This window comes from Sphingopyxis sp. EG6 (genome assembly GCF_003609815.1).
Taxonomy (GTDB): Bacteria; Pseudomonadota; Alphaproteobacteria; order Sphingomonadales; family Sphingomonadaceae; genus Sphingopyxis.
In genome coordinates this window covers 3,558,745-3,575,309 of sequence record NZ_AP017603.1, presented here as the reverse complement: position 1 = coordinate 3,575,309, position 16,565 = coordinate 3,558,745, and the positions used below count along the sequence as shown (strand labels likewise).

13 protein-coding genes and 1 tRNA gene are annotated in these 16,565 nt (G+C 65.1%); 8 read left to right on the top strand and 6 right to left on the bottom strand.

The features are described from left to right. The first annotated feature begins 8 nt into the window (after positions 1-8). A complete protein-coding gene (locus tag SPYCW_RS17290; protein ID WP_120217857.1) occupies positions 9-3,170 on the top strand; it encodes an efflux RND transporter permease subunit in 3,162 nt (1,053 codons plus the stop codon). 117 nt (positions 3,171-3,287) lie between these two features. Beyond that, entirely contained in the window at positions 3,288-3,884 is a 597-nt protein-coding gene (locus SPYCW_RS17285; RefSeq protein WP_003046522.1) for a cation transporter, read from the top strand. Between the two features lie 195 nt (positions 3,885-4,079). Here the strand turns inward: SPYCW_RS17285 and SPYCW_RS17280 are convergent. Beyond that, positions 4,080-4,154, bottom strand: a tRNA-Gly gene (locus tag SPYCW_RS17280). 192 nt (positions 4,155-4,346) lie between these two features. On the opposite strand from SPYCW_RS17280, the gene SPYCW_RS17275 reads away from it, so the two are divergent. Then, positions 4,347-5,258, top strand: coding sequence for a tetratricopeptide repeat protein (locus SPYCW_RS17275; protein ID WP_120217856.1), 912 nt, complete (start codon positions 4,347-4,349; stop codon positions 5,256-5,258). Continuing rightward, positions 5,258-5,908 carry an LON peptidase substrate-binding domain-containing protein gene (locus tag SPYCW_RS17270; protein ID WP_120217855.1) on the top strand — a complete coding sequence of 217 codons (651 nt, stop codon included), beginning with the start codon at positions 5,258-5,260 and terminating at the stop codon, positions 5,906-5,908. The genes SPYCW_RS17275 and SPYCW_RS17270 overlap by 1 nt, the downstream gene beginning before the upstream one ends. A 7-nt stretch (positions 5,909-5,915) precedes the next feature. Here the strand turns inward: SPYCW_RS17270 and SPYCW_RS17265 are convergent, their stop codons facing one another. Then, on the bottom strand, positions 5,916-6,617 hold the full coding sequence (locus tag SPYCW_RS17265; protein ID WP_120217854.1) for a sigma factor: 702 nt from the start codon (positions 6,615-6,617) through the stop codon (positions 5,916-5,918). A 343-nt stretch (positions 6,618-6,960) separates the two neighbouring features. Next, a complete protein-coding gene (locus SPYCW_RS17255; RefSeq protein WP_120217852.1) occupies positions 6,961-8,202 on the bottom strand; it encodes an FAD-dependent monooxygenase in 1,242 nt (413 codons plus the stop codon). Positions 8,203-8,323: 121 nt separating this feature from the next. Here SPYCW_RS17255 and SPYCW_RS17250 point away from each other — a divergent pair, with 121 nt between their 5' ends. The 4 genes from SPYCW_RS17250 (at position 8,324) to ribA (ending at position 13,736) form a co-directional block, all read left to right on the top strand. Further along, on the top strand, positions 8,324-10,636 hold the full coding sequence (locus SPYCW_RS17250) for an FtsK/SpoIIIE family DNA translocase (RefSeq protein WP_120217851.1): 2,313 nt from the start codon (positions 8,324-8,326) through the stop codon (positions 10,634-10,636). A gap of 204 nt (positions 10,637-10,840) precedes the next feature. Next, a complete protein-coding gene (locus tag SPYCW_RS17245) occupies positions 10,841-11,494 on the top strand; it encodes a LolA family protein (protein WP_120217850.1) in 654 nt (217 codons plus the stop codon). A gap of 386 nt (positions 11,495-11,880) precedes the next feature. Continuing rightward, entirely contained in the window at positions 11,881-12,675 is a 795-nt protein-coding gene (locus SPYCW_RS17240) for an exodeoxyribonuclease III (RefSeq protein ID WP_120217849.1), read from the top strand. Continuing rightward, the gene (ribA, locus tag SPYCW_RS17235) at positions 12,672-13,736 is read left to right on the top strand and encodes a GTP cyclohydrolase II (protein WP_120217848.1); all 1,065 of its coding nucleotides are present in this window, start codon (positions 12,672-12,674) and stop codon (positions 13,734-13,736) included. Before SPYCW_RS17240 ends, ribA begins: the two co-directional genes overlap by 4 nt. Before the next feature lie 89 nt (positions 13,737-13,825). Here ribA and SPYCW_RS17230 read toward each other — a convergent pair whose 3' ends face one another. From SPYCW_RS17230 to SPYCW_RS17220, 3 genes are all read right to left on the bottom strand, one after another. After that, entirely contained in the window at positions 13,826-14,632 is an 807-nt protein-coding gene (locus tag SPYCW_RS17230) for a LytR/AlgR family response regulator transcription factor (RefSeq protein WP_120217847.1), read from the bottom strand. Next, on the bottom strand, positions 14,629-15,753 hold the full coding sequence (locus tag SPYCW_RS17225) for a sensor histidine kinase (RefSeq protein ID WP_120218385.1): 1,125 nt from the start codon (positions 15,751-15,753) through the stop codon (positions 14,629-14,631). Before SPYCW_RS17225 ends, SPYCW_RS17230 begins: the two co-directional genes overlap by 4 nt. A 64-nt stretch (positions 15,754-15,817) precedes the next feature. Continuing rightward, positions 15,818-16,339 carry a winged helix-turn-helix transcriptional regulator gene (locus SPYCW_RS17220; protein ID WP_120217846.1) on the bottom strand — a complete coding sequence of 174 codons (522 nt, stop codon included), beginning with the start codon at positions 16,337-16,339 and terminating at the stop codon, positions 15,818-15,820. Between the last annotated feature and the right edge of the window lie 226 nt (positions 16,340-16,565).

Below are 16,565 nucleotides of genomic sequence, written 5' to 3'. Positions count from 1 at the left end.
AGGATAACATGCTAGCCAGAACCATAGGCTTTTCGATCCGGCAACGATGGCTCGTCCTCGCGGTGGTCGCGCTCCTCTGCGCGATCGGCGCGTGGAGCGCGACCAAATTGCCCATCGACGCCGTTCCCGACATCACCAACGTCCAGGTCCAGATCAACACCAAGGCGGAAGGCTATTCGCCGCTCGAGTCCGAGCAGCGCATCACCTATCCGATCGAGACCGCGATCGCGGGCATCCCGAACCTCAACTATACCAGGTCGATCTCGCGCTATGGCCTGAGCCAGGTCACTGTCGTCTTCGAGGACGGGACCGACATCTATTTCGCGCGCCAGCAGGTCAACGAGCGGCTCCAGGCCGCGCGCGGCCAGCTTCCGCCCGGGATGGAGCCCGAAATGGGCCCGATCTCGACGGGCCTCGGCGAAATCTTCATGTTCTCGATCGAGGCCGAACCGGGCGCGCGAAAACCCGACGGCACGCCTTATACGGCGGAAGACCTCCGGACGATGTCCGATTGGGTCATCCGGCCGCAGATGCGCACGATTCCGGGGGTCGCCGAGATCAACACGATCGGCGGCTATGCCCGCCAATATCATGTGACACCCAACCCGGCCTCGCTCGCCTCGCTCAATCTCTCGCTCAACGATGTCGTCACCGCACTCGAGGCCAATAATGCCAACCGCGGGGCCGGTTATGTCGAGCGCAGCGGCGAACAGATTCTGATCCGCGTGCCGGGTCAGGCCAATAATGAGCGTGACCTGTCGCAGATCATCGTCACCACCCGCGGCGGGGTTCCGATCCGGATCGCCGACGTCGCCGATGTCGCGATCGGCTCGGGGCTCCGCACAGGCGCCGCAACCGAAAATGGCAAGGAAGTCGTCCTCGCGACGGTCTCGATGCTGATCGGCGAGAATCCGCGCGTGGTGGCGCAGGCCTCGGCCGAACGCCTCGTCGAAGCCTCGCGTGCGTTGCCGAAGGGTGTCGTTGCCAAGCCGCTCTACGATCGCACCGCGCTCGTCGAGCGGACGATTTCGACGGTGCAGAAGAATCTCGCCGAGGGCGCGCTGTTCGTCATCGTGATCCTGTTCCTGCTGCTCGGCAATTTCCGGGCCGCGCTGATCACGGCGGCGGTCATTCCGGTCGCGATGCTGATGACGCTGACGGGCATGCTCCAGACGCGGACATCGGCAAACCTCATGAGCCTCGGGGCGCTCGACTTCGGCCTCATCGTCGACGGGGCCGTCATCATCGTCGAGAACTGCCTCCGCCGGCTCGGCGAGGCTCAGCACAGGCTCGGACGCCTGCTCGACCGCGACGAGCGCTTCGGCCTAGTCGCTTCCGCAAGCGCAGAAGTGATCAAGCCGAGCATCTTCGGCATTATTATCATCACCGCAGTCTATCTGCCGATCTTCGCGCTCGAGGGCGTCGAGGGCAAAACCTTCCATCCGATGGCGATCACCGTCGTCCTCGCGCTTACCGCCGCTCTGCTGCTGTCGCTCACCCTGGTTCCGGCCGCGGTGGCGCTGTTCGTGACCGGCAAGGTCGAAGAAAAGGAAAATTGGCTGATGCGCGGGCTCGGCAAGGGCTACCGCCCGATGCTCGACCGCGTCCTCAATTGGCCGAAGGCTGCGCTGGCTGGTGCTTTGGCGCTTGTCGCGCTGAGCGGCGTGGCGGCGACCAGTCTCGGGTCCGAGTTCATCCCGGACCTCGACGAAGGCGATATCGCGATGCACGCGATGCGCATTCCGGGGACGAGCCTCACCCAGTCGATCGCGATGCAGGAGGCGCTGGAGAAGAGGATCAGGCAGTTCCCCGAAGTCGAGCGGGTGTTCGCGAAGATCGGCACTCCCGAGGTAGCGACCGATCCGATGCCCCCGTCGGTCGCCGATAATTTCATCATGCTCAAGGACCGGAAGGAATGGCCCAATCCGAGAAAGACGCGCGACCAGCTCGTTGCCGAACTCAACAAGGCGGCGAACGAGGTGCCAGGGAACAATTATGAGTTCACCCAGCCGGTGAAGATGCGCATGAACGAGCTGATCGCCGGCGTTCGCGCCGACGTGGCGATCAAGTTGTTCGGCGACGACCTCGATCAATTGCTCGAATCGGGGCAGGCGATCGAGGAAGTCGCGGGCGGGATTGCGGGCGCGCAGGACGTGAAGCTCGAACAGGTCACCGGCCTGCCGATGCTCTCGGTCACGCCCGATCGCGACAAGCTCGCGCGCTACGGTGTCAGCATGGAAACGGTGCAGGATGCGGTTTCGACAGCGACCGGCGGCCGTCAGGCCGGCGAGCTTTTCGAGGGTGACCGCCGCTTCGACGTCATCGTCCGGCTTCCCGAGGCCATTCGCACCGATCTCGCGTCGCTCGGCAATCTCCCCGTTGCACTTCCGGCCGGCGGCTTCGTGCCGCTTTCGGAGCTGGCGGAGATATCGCTCGCGGCGGGGCCGAACCAGATCAGCCGCGAAAATGGCAAGCGCCGCGCGGTGATCACGGCGAATGTTCGTGGGCGCGATCTGGGCTCGTTCATCGACGAGCTCACGCAAAAGGTCGAAGCTGAGGTCGTGCTGCCCGATGGTTACTACATCGAATATGGCGGCACATTCGAGCAGCTTCAGTCCGCGACCGAGCGCCTCCAGATCGTCGTGCCGCTGGTGCTGCTGCTGATCTTCGGGCTGCTGTTCATGCTGTTCGGCACGGTGCGCGATGCTGCGATCGTCTTCTCGGGCGTGCCTCTGGCGCTGACGGGCGGGGTCGCGGCGCTGGCGCTGCGCGACATTCCGTTATCGATCTCGGCGGGCGTCGGCTTCATCGCTTTGTCCGGGGTCGCGGTGCTGAACGGCGTGGTGATGCTATCCTTCATCAAGGATCTGCGCGAACGCGGAAAAGCGCTCGTCGAGGCGATCCGCGAAGGCGCGCTGACCCGCCTCAGACCGGTGATGATGACGGCGCTGGTGGCGTCGCTCGGGTTCGTACCGATGGCGCTCAATGTCGGGGCTGGGTCCGAGGTGCAGCGGCCGCTGGCAACTGTCGTCATCGGCGGGATCATCTCGTCGACGATCCTGACTTTGCTCGTGCTGCCGGCCCTGTACCTCCTGGTCCATCGACGGACCGCGAAGGCCGAAGAGGAAGAGCTGGCGCGCCCGAGCAGCGTCCCCAGCCCCGAAGGCTGAGACACTCCCGGATGGCCGCCATTCCCCCCTGTCGGCGGCAACCGAGAGTGCTGACTGGGGCGGAACCCAAGCGGGTTCCGCCTCCTTTTAGGGATGGTGAGGATTGAGGAGCTTGCAATGAATGAAAAAGCATCCGGGAGCGAACGCGAAAAGCGAACGCTCCAGATCGTTCTCGTCCTGAACTCGGCTATCGCGATCGCCTTCCTCGTAACCGGCGGGCTCGGCGATTCGAGCGCGCTCATCGCCAATGGGCTCGACAATCTGTCCGACGCCGCGGTCTATGCCTTGAGCCTCGTTGCGCTCAGCCACGGCCTGAAATGGAAAACCCGTGCTGCCACGGCATCGGGTGTCATGCTGCTGGTCTTCGCGGCCGGCGTCCTGTTCGATGTAGGACGGCGCTATTTCGAAGGCAGCGAACCGATCGGTCCGACAATGATGATCATGTCGGCCGTCGCTGCGGTGGTGAACTATGCTTGTCTGAAGCTCTTGCAGCGCATTCAGGATCCGGACGTCAACCTCAGAGCCGCGACAACCTTCAGCTACAACGACTTCATCTCGAACGGCGGCATCCTGATCGCGGGTGTCCTCGTCTGGTGGCTCGGTACGAACTGGCCGGACCTTCTGGTTGGATTTGCGACTGCGCTGATCGCGATCAAGGGCGGCATCGAAATCCTTCGCGACGCCCGCCAAGAGGCCAAACAGCAGAAAGATTAGAGCATGTGAGGCGTGTCGGATCGGCGGAAGAATGTTCGGACCTCTGCGAACAACGTCGCCGATCCTGCCCTAGAGGCACCCGACAGCTCGCTCCCATCATATTACGTCCTTATTACGCGAGGCAAAAATCGAGCCCACGTAACGACGCGTATTACGCCGCCATTCGGCGTAAGTGTCTGAAATTGTTAGGAAAACTGGAGCGGGCGAAGGGATTCGAACCCTCGACCCCAACCTTGGCAAGGTTGTGCTCTACCCCTGAGCTACGCCCGCTCTGGCGGCTGGAAACCGGTCGGTTCCAGCGGGTGAGGCGGGCGATTAGCACCGGCTTTTTGACTCGGCAAGCCCTGTTTGCGTTTTTTGCCGAAGGGTTGGCATATCGCCCGCAATTCCCACATAAGCAGGACAAGAGTCTCTGCGGTCGGCGCGCCGACGACCGGGGACGCGTAACAGGAGCATGATTTCGTGGCCACATTGGGTCTGAATCCGCAAGAAAAGGAAGCCGTCGAAGCGTTCCGCCGCGACGTCGTCGAACCGTCGATGACCAGCCTCGTTATCCTCGATTTCTGGGCCGAATGGTGCGGACCGTGCAAGCAGCTGACCCCGATCCTGGAAAAGGTCGCCGCCGACTATGCCGACAAGGGCGTGTTGCTCGCCAAGATCGACGTCGATGCGAATCGCTTCATCGCCAGCCAGTTCCAGGTCCAGTCGATCCCGACCGTCTATGCGATTTTCCAGGGCCAGCCGGTTGCCAACCTGACCAACGCGCGCACCGAAAGCCAGCTGAAGTCGATGCTCGACCAGCTGCTCGCGCAGCTGCCGATCGAAAGCGAAGCGACGGCACGCGCGGTCGAGATCGCGCCGCTGATCGACATGGGTGAAACCGTGCTGGCCGAAGGCGACGGCGAGCGTGCCGCGAGCATCTTCGGGCAGATCCTCGAAATGGCGCCTGACAATGCTGCGGCACATGGCGGGTTGATCCGCGCCTTTGTCCTCGCAGGCGATCTGACCAGCGCACAAGGTGCACTCGACATGCTGCCCGCTGAAATCGCCGACGACCCCGCGATCGCGCAGGCGAAAAGCGCACTCGCACTGGCCGCCGACGCTCCCGATGCGGGCGAACTGGCGGCGCTTGAAGCCGCTCTTGCCGCCGATCCTGCCGATCATCAGGCGCGCTTCGACCTCGCCAGTGCGCAGATCGGCGCGGGGCAACGCGACGCGGCTGCCGACAATCTGCTCCACATCGTCGCCGCCGATCGCGAATGGCAGGAGGACGCGGCGCGCGCCAAGCTGCTGTCGCTGTTCGAAGCCGTCGGGCTGGAGGACCCGTGGGTGGCGGCGCAGCGCCGCCGCCTGTCGCTGGTACTGTTTGGTTGATGAACGCGGACGCGCCCCTGACCATTCAGCGGATCGCGATTTTTCCGCTGCCCGGCGCGGTGCTGTTTCCCGGGCTGCACCTGCCGCTGCATATTTTCGAGCCGCGCTATTCGGCGATGGTGCAGGAGGTGTTGGCGCGCGACCGCCAGATCGGGATGATCCAGCCGCGTATGCTGCCGGGCGAGGAAAGCCGCGAGCCGCCCGCGCTCTATGACGTCGGTTGCGTCGGGCGTATTGTCGATGTCGAAGCGCTCGACGAGGGACGTTTCAATCTGGTGCTGGAAGGCGTGGCGCGGTTTCGCGTCCGCCGCGAACTCGACGTCACGACCCCCTTTCGTCAGGTGGAGGCCGAGATCGAGGCCGAAATCGAGGATGATGCGGTGCTGTCGAGCGTCGAGCGCGCCAGTCTGGAACGCGAGGCAAAGCGCTTTGCGACCAGACAGGGTTATGTCGTCGATTGGGATTCGGTCGGGCAGCTCGATGATGCGACGCTGGTCAACGGCATCGCGCAGGTCGCGCCGTTCGACGCCGCCGCCAAGCAGGCGCTCTTGGAAGCATCGCCGATCGACGCGCGCGCGGAGCTGGTCGTCCAGCTGATGCAGTTTTTCGGTCGCTACGATAGCGACGACGGCCGCGCCACGCTGCAATAGGCGGCATTCAATGCAATTTGCGCGGCGCCGCGTGGCGCGCGATGTCGGCGAGCGCGCGGCGCACGATATGGCGGTCGCTTTCGCTTAGTCGCTCGGTCGTTGCGGTCACGGTCAGCTGGCGGCGGACCAGCGCCTGTTCGGCAGCGACGCGCGCCTCGATCCGCGCATCCGTGTGTCGCGCCGTCCGCGACATTGTCGCGCGGCGCCGCGTCGCCCAATCGGCAACCAGGCGATCGGCGGCAAGCATCGCCAGCCCGTCGGCAGCGGCTTGTTCGGTCGCGGCTTCGGCGGCGGGATCGATCAGCCAGTCGTCGTCGCCATCCGCCTGCATGGCTTCGAGCGACAAGGTCGCGGTGACATGCCGTCGCCCCGCCGAACGCTGGTCGCCGTGGAGGCGCAGGCGCAGCGCCTGCAGCTCGGCACGGAGCTGCCAGTTTACATAGGTGGTGAAACGTGCGCGGGCGGGATCATAGCGTTCGGCGGCGCGGTGCAGCGCGATGGCGCAGACCTGTGCCGCGTCGTCGGCGACATCGGAGAGGCCGTAGCGGCGGGTGAAATAGCGGATGCGCGGCGCTGCCAGCTCCGCGAGGCGCGCGAAGGCTCGGTCGGCGCGCGTCCGTGCCCGCGCGCCCGGTGCCATATCGAGCGCGGTTCGCGCCTGGATATAGTCCGTCACCGCTGTTTCGAGTGCATCGCTTTTTGCCGACATGGTCCGTCCCCATCGTGCCGCGGCGGGGGTGCCGCGGTGACAAGGATAAGGAAACAGGGTGAGCGGTGGGCTGCTGGAGGGCTAGGTAGAAATACGTACCGCGGCCGAACAAGGCTTAGATGTTCCGTCATCCCGGCGAAGGCCGGGATCTCAACCTCGCGGTTCTACGCACCGGCGAGATCCCGGCCTTCGCCGGGATGACGGATGAACAAAACCGGTTCGAGTCTGTCCTGTTCAAACGGAAACGTAGCCCTGAGCCTGTCGAAGGGCGCTTATCGCCGAGAAGCGCCCTTCGACAGGCTCAGGGCTACGGTGAAATGATTCTGCTTGAGCAGGACAGACTTTAGACTTCGGCCCCCGCGAGCAGCTTGGGCAGATCACCGGCCTCGCCGCGCGCTTCGTCCATGAAGAAGCGTTTGAGCATCGGCAGCCGCTGCACCGCGCCGAGCCCGGTGCGGCGCACCGCGGCGGCGGTGCGGCCCGGAATACCGAACAGCCGGGTCAGCCCGTCGGTCGCGAGGCTGACCATCATATTGTCGAGCCCGCGCCAGCGCTGATAGCGCGCGAGCAGCGCCGCATCGCCGAGGTCGAGCCCGAGCCGCGCCCCCTCGACAAGCACTTCGGTGAGCGCCGCGACATCGCGGAGGCCAAGGTTGAGCCCCTGCCCCGCAATCGGATGAATGCCATGCGCGGCGTCGCCGACGAGCGCGATCCGCTCGGCGACGATCGACGCGCTGTGGTGGAAACCGAGCGGATAGGTCATGCGCGGCGCGACGAGCTCCATCGCGCCGAGCACCCCGCCGGCGCGCTTTTCGATTTCGGCGACAAAGCCGCGGTCGCCCAGCTTGGCAAAGCCGGGGCCGTCCTTTTCGGCGACGGTCCACACAAAGGCCGAGCGATGCCGCCCTTCGCCGTCATCGACGAGCGGCAGCAGCGCGAAAGGTCCCGACGGATAGAAGATTTCGTGCGCGACATTGCCGTGCGGCCGCTCATGCGCGACCGCCCCGATCATCGCGTGATGGTGGTACGACCAGCTCGCGATACTGAACCCCGCCGCATCGCGCGTCGGCGAGCGGCGACCCTCCGCGACGATCAACAGCGGCGCGGCAAGCCTTGTCCCGTCGGCGAGCGTCAGCGTGACGCCATGGACGCCGATGTCGCGGGTCGTGACGGTGGCGGGCATATGCAGCCGCACCAGCGGTGCATCGGCCAACCCCGCGGCGAGTGCCAGACGCAGCTGGCGGTTCTCGATCATCGTGCCAAGCGGCGGATCGCCGTCGGCGGTGACGAAATCGAGCTCGCCGCCGCGGCCGCTGTCGGGGGCGCCATCGCCGACCTTGATCGCGCGGATCGGGCAGCCATGACCCGCCAGCCGCTGCGCGATCCCCAGCACCTCGAACATCTGCCAGGTCGCGCTGGCGATCGCCGAGGCGCGGCCATCGAATCCCGGTGCGATCGTCGCCACCGGGTCGGCGGGATCGACGATCTGGACCGACAGGCCATGGTGCGCCAGGGCAAGGGCAAGCGCCTGGCCGACGAGGCCGCCGCCGGAGATCAGGACATCGCTGTGCAGCGTTTCGCTCATGGGGCTGCCCTAGCGCGCGGCAGGGCGGTTGGAAAGGCCGTGTGCGCGCCGGGCCGCGCTTGACGGCGACTCCCCCCCATGCGCATATCGCCGTGGTTAACTGACAGGGACCGTGAAGAACATGGCTAGCCGCAAGGCCGCACCGATAAAGGCCGATTGGCGCACCGTTTTCCGCCAGAGCATCGCGCGATCGCTGGTGATCGCCGCGGCGGCCGCGCTTGGGCTCTTCACAGTGTTCCTGGCGCTTGCGCTTGTTACCTACGACAGCACCGATGCGGCGCTCAACACCGCCGCCGACGGCACCGCCGCCAACTGGATGGGCAGCACCGGCGCGTGGTTCGCCGATCTGGGGCTGTCGATCGGCGGGGTCGGGATCGCGTTGCTGCTGCCGCTGCTCGGCCTGCTCGCGTGGCGGCTGTGGCTGGGCGAACCCCAACCCTATTGGCCGCGCCAGCTTGCGTACAGCTTCGTCGGCATCCTCCTTGTCGGGCTGGGTGCCGAACTGTGGTCGCCCGCGACCGGCGCGCCGATGCCCGCGGGGTGGGGCGGCATCATCGCGCTGCTTGTCGGCGGGGCGATCACGCCGCTGTTCGCCGCCGCGGGCGAACCCGCCGCCGCGCTGATCCGCATTGCCACCATCCTGCTGCTGGTGACCGCGGGGCTGTGGCTCGCTTGGCGCGCGCTGCGGCTTGAAAAGGGATGGGCCTCGCGCTTTCGTCTCCCCGCCGTCGAGCGCAGCCGCGTCGCCGAGCCGGTCCGCGTCGCCGACGAGGGCGCCCGCGCGCCAAACCTGATGGAGCGCGTCGTGCGCCCCCGCGCGATCGCCGAGCCGAGCGACCGCGCCCCGCCCGAAATCGCCGACCCAGCCGAGCGCACCGCACCGTCGAAGCCCCGGCCCAAGCCTCAGACCGAGCTGTTCACCAATTACCAGCTGCCATCGATTGACCTGCTCGCGCCGCCGCCGCCGGGACCGACCGGCCAGATCGACAAGGCGGGGCTGGAGCGCAACGCGCGGCTGCTCGAATCGGTGCTCGAGGATTTTCAGGTCAAGGGCGTCGTCACCGCGGTCCGTCCCGGTCCGGTCGTCACCATGTACGAACTCGAGCCCGCGCCGGGGACGAAGGCCAGCCGGGTGTCGAACCTCGCCGACGATATCGCGCGCAACATGTCGGCGCTGTCGGCGCGCATCGCGCCGATCCCGGGCCGCACCGTGATCGGCATCGAACTGCCCAACGCGCACCGCGAATCGGTGGTGCTGCACGAAATCATCGGCAGTGCGCTGTTCCAGGACCAGACCGGTGCGCTGCCGATCATCCTGGGCAAGAATATCAGCGGCGACGCGGTGATCGCCGATCTCGCGCCGATGCCGCACCTGCTGATCGCGGGGACCACCGGGTCGGGCAAGTCGGTCGGGCTGAACGCGATGATCCTGTCTTTGCTCTATCGTCTCGGCCCCGATCAGGTGAAGATGATCATGATCGATCCCAAAATGCTGGAACTCAGCGTCTATGACGATATTCCGCACCTGCTCGCGCCCGTGGTGACCGAACCCAAGAAGGCGATCCGCGCGCTGAAATGGGCGGTCGAGCAGATGGAGGATCGCTACCGGATGATGTCGTCGCTGTCGGTGCGCAACCTCGCGTCGTACAACGACAAGGTGCGCGCGGCGCTCGCCAAGGGCAAGTCGCTGGGGCGCCGCGTCCAGACCGGGTACGACCCCGACACCGGCCAGCCGGTCTACGAGGAAGAGACGCTCGATTATGCGCCGCTGCCGCAGATCGTCGTGGTCGTCGACGAGCTCGCCGACCTGATGATGACCGCGGGCAAGGAGGTCGAGTTCCTGATCCAGCGGCTCGCGCAAAAGGCGCGCGCGGCGGGCATCCACCTGATCCTTGCGACCCAGCGCCCTTCGGTCGACGTCATCACCGGCGTCATCAAGGCGAATTTGCCGACGCGCATCAGCTTCAACGTCACGTCGAAAATCGACAGCCGCACGATCTTGGGCGAAGCGGGCGCCGAACAGCTGCTCGGCAAGGGTGACATGCTCTATGTCCCCGGCGGCAAGCAGATCACCCGCATCCACGGCCCGTTCGTGTCCGACGACGAAGTGCGCGCGGTCGCCGATCACTGGAAGGGGCAGGGCCGCCCCGACTATATCGAGAGCGTCACCGAAGACCCCGAGGACGGCGGCTTTGCGATGGAGGGCGCCCCCGCGGGCGGCGACAGCGCCGAGGACCGCATGTATGCCAAGGCCTGCCAGATCGTCGTCGAAAGCCAGAAGGCATCGACCAGCTGGCTGCAGCGTCAATTGCGGATCGGGTATAATAGCGCTGCGCGGTTGATCGAGCGCATGGAGGAGGAAGGGCTGGTGAGCCCGCCGAACCATGTCGGTCGCCGCGACGTGCTGACCGATCAATATGGCCAGCCGCGGTAGGGAACTTTTACGGGGTTTAGGGTTTCAATCCGGACTTCCCATCATCGTCATCCCGGCGAAGGCCGGGATCTCGCCATGGCGTCATTGCGCGAGGGTGAGACCCCGGCCTTCGCCGGGATGACGGAGAGATGAAACGACGGTTCAGTGGATATTCAACGCCCCAACGTCACATGCGAACCACGATTTTTGCAGAACGAGAGCATCATGACCCTGACTTTTCCTCGCCTGAACCTGACGCGCGCCGCCGCGCTGGCGCTTGCGCCGCTGGCCGCGGCCGGCCTTGCCGCGACCGCACCCGCCACCGCGCAATCGGCGAACGCGCTGGCGTCGGTCCAATCGCACCTCAAATCGACGAGTTCGATGACCGCGGACTTTGTCCAGACCGACCGCAACGGCCAGCGCCTGTCGGGCAAGCTGACATTGAAGCGCCCCGGCAAGATCCGGTTCCAATATCAGAAGGACGTGCCGCTACTGATCGTCGGCGACGGCAGCTCGCTGACGATGATCGATTATGAGGTGCGGCAGGTGCAGCGTTGGCCGGTGAAGAATTCGCCGCTGGGCGCATTGCTCGACCCCGACCGTGATCTCACCAAATATGCCAAGGTCCTGCCCACCGGCAGCAACGATGTGCTGAGCGTCGAGGTCAAGGATCCCAAGCGCCCCGAATATGGCACGATCACGATGGTGTTCGTGCGCGACGGATCGGCGCCCGCCGGGCTGCGCCTACGCGGCTGGGTCGCGCTCGATTCGCAGAACAACCGGACGCGCATCGACCTCAGCAACCAGAAATTCAACGTCGCGGTCGCCGATTCGGCGTTCCGCTGGACCGATCCGCGCCCGAACAAGCGTGGTCGGTAGTTGAAGCTGAACGAAAAATTCAGGCCGGGGCGTTTTCTTGCAAAATTCCCCGGCCTTTTTCCGCCGAACCGTCGCCCAGCATCGACGAACTGCAAAATCGGCGCATTGCGGCCAATTTCTGTTCAGCTTGGCGACAGGGAGAGCGGGCTATTTCGACTCTCGAAGACGCCAACACGGCCCCGGATTTGGGTTTCCCCCTGTTGCCCCACCCGGATTGCCCGGTGTCTTCATTCAAGAGCGTGACGAACGCTGACCTTGAACCCCCGTTCCACCGCCCCTGGGACGGGGGTTTATGATTCCGCGGCGCTTTTTCCGCTAACGCGGCGTTGCGGCACCAGTCCGCAATCGCATTGCGAACAATGCACCGCGCCGATAGAGCCGACTGCATGACTCGCACCAGCATCGCATCGTGGAATATCAACAGCGTCCGCGCCCGCATCGGCATCGTCGAGAAATTCCTGCGCGAGGAAGCGCCCGACATTTTGTGCCTGCAGGAGACCAAGGTCGAATGCGGCATCTTTCCCAGGGACATGTTCCAGTCGCTAGGCTACGAACACATCATCACCCACGGCCAGCGGATGCACCATGGCGTCGCGATCGTCAGCAAGGTGCCGCTGGCCGACGTGCGCAAATATGACTGGCAGGCAAATGGCGAGGCGCGCCATGTTGGCGTCACCCTGCCGTCGGGGGTGCGGCTCGACAATGTCTATATTCCCGCGGGCGGCGACATTCCCGACCGCGATCTCAATCCGAAATTCGGGCAGAAGCTCGATTTCTTTGGCCGCATGACCGAATGGTCGGGGGCGCTGAACGGTACGCCGACGGTGCTGACCGGCGACTTCAACGTCGCGCCGCTCGAAAGCGACGTATGGAATCACAAGGCGTTGCTCGATGTCGTCAGCCACACGCCGATCGAGGTCGAAACGCTCGCGCGGTTGCAGGCGGCGTCGAACTGGGTCGATCTAGGTCGCCATTTCGTTCCGGCGCCGGAGCGGCTCTATACCTGGTGGAGTTACCGCGCCAAGGATTGGGAAGCATCAAACCGCGGCCGCCGCCTCGACCATATGTGGGTGACCCCCGACCTGCTCGACAAAGCGGTGTCGCACCGCATCGTGCAGCCGGCGCGGAGCTGGGAGCGGCCGTCGGACCATATCCCGCTGGTCACGGAATTCGCTTTTTGAGCGACGCCGACCATAGAGGCGCCCGCCGCGCCGCGCGCGCGATCGACGCCTTACGCCGCGGCTGGCCCTTTCGCGTCGAGAGCGCCGACGGCGCGCTCGACCTGCTCGCAGTCGAAAGCGCGCGCGACGACGCGCTCGCCGATTTCGGGAGCCATGATGTGCTGCTGTCGGGCGAGCGCGCGGTCACGCTGAAGCTCACCAACCAGCGCGTCGCCGCGACCCCGGGTCCGGTGCGCCTCGATGCCGCCGCCCCGACCGTCGCCGCGGCGCTGGCGATCGCCGATCCGGCGCTCGACCTCGCCAATCCGCTCAAGGGACCGTTTCGCACCGTCGCCACCGGGAGCGAAAGCGCCGCCTCCGCCGCGATGACGATGGCGCGCCACGCCGGGCTGCTCCCGGCCTTTTTTGTCCGCGCGGCGGCGGGCGACGCCGAAACAGCGTGCCATGCCGAGGATGTCGCGGCGCTGCTCGAGCCGTCGCGGCTTCAGATTGCGGCGCGCGCGCGCCTGCCCGTGGCGGCGAGCGAGAGCGCCGAGATCGTCGCCTTCCGTTCGCCCGAAGAAGCCTCCGACCATGTCGCGCTCGTCATCGGCCAGCGCGACGGCAATCCCCCGGTCGTTCGCCTGCACAGCGAGTGCCTGACCGGCGACGTGCTCGGCAGTCTGAAATGCGATTGCGGGCCGCAGCTCCACGCCGCGCTGCATGCGATGGCCGATGCGCCGTGGGGGGTGCTGTTGTACCTGCGGCAGGAAGGACGCGGCATCGGCCTCGTCAACAAGCTGCGCGCCTATGCACTGCAGGATCAAGGCTATGACACCGTCGATGCCAATCTGCGCCTCGGCTTTCCGGTGGAGGCGCGCGATTTTGCGATCGCTGGGCGGATGCTGGAATTGCTCAACATCCCGCGCATCCGGCTGATGACGAACAACCCGGAAAAGGTGGCGCGACTGGAAAAGGAGGGCGTCGAGGTGGTCGAACGCCTGCCGCTGGCGCTGCCGACCAACAAATATAATGAGCAATATCTCGCGACGAAACGCGATCGCACCGGTCACCAGCTTTAGAAACACGTCGCCCCCGCGAAGGCGGGGGCCGCAGGCAACGTAGCACTACGCCGATGGCGGCCCCCGCCTTCGCGGGGGCGACGGCCAATTCAATGCACGAACCGCGCAACCACGTCGCGATAGCTTCGACTGACCTTCACCTGCGCGCCCGAACCCAGCACGAGGAAACATTCGCCGTTCGTGTGCGGCTTCACCTGCTTCACCTGCGACAGGTTGACGATCGTCGAGCGATGCACGCGCTGGAAGTTGCGCGGGTCGAGCCGCTTTTCCAGATCCTTCATGGTTTCGCGAAGGATCAGGCTGTTGTCGGCGGTGTAAATGCACATATAGTCGCCCGCGGCGTCGATGCGTTCGATGCTGTCGACATCGACGCGGAAGATCTGGCCGCGATCCTTGATATTGATCATCTTTTCATAGCGATCGGCGGCATGCGCGTCGGGCGCCGCCTCGCTGCCATAATCGTCCGCCGCATCGGGGGCGACCTCGGCCAGCACGGTCTTCAGCCGCTCGACCTCGGCCGCGCCGCGCTTTTCGGTGAGGCGCTGGCGCACGCGGTCGAGCGCATCGGCCAGCCGTTCGGGTTCGACCGGCTTGACCAGATAATCGACCGCCTGCGCCTCGAACGCGCGGATAGCATGGTCCGAATAGGCGGTGACGAACACCACCAGCGGCGGTTCGACCTCCATCAGTCCCTGGATCACCGAAAAGCCGTCGAAACCCGGCATCTGGATGTCGAGAAAGACCAGATCGGGCTTGTGCGTCTTGATTTTCCGGATCGCCTCGCGGCCATTTTGCGCTGTGTCGACGATTTCGACGTCCGCATGCGGTTCGAGCCGCAGTTGCAGGCCTTGGGTGGCCAGTTTTTCATCATCCACCAGGATGGTTCTGATCGTCATGTCCGTTCGGTTCCAATCGTCATTTGCCCATCGGGCTGAAACGGAAACTCGATAATCACCGTGAACCCGCCATCAGCGCCACGTTGAGCGTCGAACCGGTGCTGGTCGCCAAAAGCCTGCGCCAGACGGTCCCTGATATTGGCTAAACCCACGCCGGTCGATTCCGTTGCAAAGCCCGTCGTGGGGTCCGAGCGGTCGGCTGACAATCCCGCCCCGGTGTCGGACACGGTAATCCGAACATTTTGACCGGCCAGTTGCGCGGAAATCGTGATATCGGCGCCGTTTTCCTGCGGTGTGACCGCATATTTGATCGCGTTTTCCACCAGAGGTTGCAGCAAAAGCGAGGGCAGCCTCGCGCGCGCCACAACCGGATCGATCTCGAAATGCGGGCGCAGCCGGTCCTCGAAACGCATCTTTTCGATGTCGAGATAGAGCTTCAGCGTTTCGATCTCCTGCGCCAGCGTGACCTGCGCGGTGGGCTCGTTCGCGAGCGTATAGCGCAGGAACGCCGACAGCCGCGACAGCATCGCATTGGCGGGTTCGGTCTGCTTGAGCAAAACCAGCGTCGAAATGCTGTTCAGCGTGTTGAACAGGAAATGCGGATTGAGTTGATAGCGCAGCATCGCAAGCTGCGCCGACGCAGCCTGCGCCTCGAGCCGCAGCACGCGGTCATTCTGTTCCTCGAGCTGGAGGAAATAGTTGATCGCGAAATAAAGCGCCGACCACGCCGCGAGCGACGTCGCGTCGATATAGACGGCGCCGAGAAGCAGGCTAGTGAAACCCGCCTCGCTGTTCGGATTCTGGATCTGCGCCACCCAGGCGTCGATAAACGCCCATAGCGCCGTCGCGAGCCCCGACAGGCCGAAGCTCACGCCCCACATCAGCAGGGGGCGGCGGCTGATCAAGGCGCGGTAGCAGACCGCCAGAATGAGCGAGAGCGAGAAGCCGGTGATCGCCGAAATCGTCTGCGGGATCAGAAAGGTCAGCGGCTGCCCGTTGGCGAGGCCCGAAACCCCGCGCAGGCCGAGCCACGCGGCCCAGCCCAATAGCTGGAGGTTCCAGAAGGCGCGGACCTTGTTGTCGAAAAAGGGTCCCGGCGAAGACAGGCGAAACAGCGGCATGGGGGTCCGGTAGGTCGCGATGGTCAGCGGCCGCGGATACGCAGCCGGAACCCGGCGCAGCCGATCATTCGGCGGCCACCGGCGCCATCGCACCGTCGGCGCGCTGGCGCGCCTGACCAAGCGGCTGGAGCTCCGCGCGATGCTTCCACAGCAGTTCCTTGTAACCGATCACGCGCCCATCATGCGCGGTCAGCGTCACCGGCCCGATCGGCTGTTCGTCGCGCGCGTCGACCAGCACCGGGGTCGACGGCACACCCGCGCCCCATTTCTCGCCCCATTGGCGCAGCGCGATCATCGCCGGCAGCAACTCGATACCCTTTTGGGTCAGCTGGTAACGCACCTTGCGGCGGTCTTCGGCCATCACTTCGCGCGCCATGATGCCATGATCGACCAGCCGCGACAGCCGGTTCGACAGGATGTTGCGCGCGATGTTCAGTTCCTGCTGAAACTCCTCGAAATGATGGACGCCGTTAAAGGCAGCGCGCAGGATCATGAACGACCAGCGTTCGCCCATCGCTTCCAGCGCCAGCGGCAGGGCGCAATTGCCCCCATCCATGTCGTTCAGCAGTTCGCGTAATTTTCCCATGCCCTATGCCCTAACGTAAAATCGACCCCTGCGCCAAAAAAATATAGGGGCTTCGTTTCATTTCGCAACGCGATACATTTGCTGTGGCAGGCCACGCGAATCCGCCCGACGACGCTCGCGACTCGCTTCGCGCCTGCCATCATGCGCCCCCGCGCGACCGATGCTTCCACTCGCCGTTATCAAAGTTGCTAACGCACTGGCGAACGGCGCAATCAAATTTCGCATT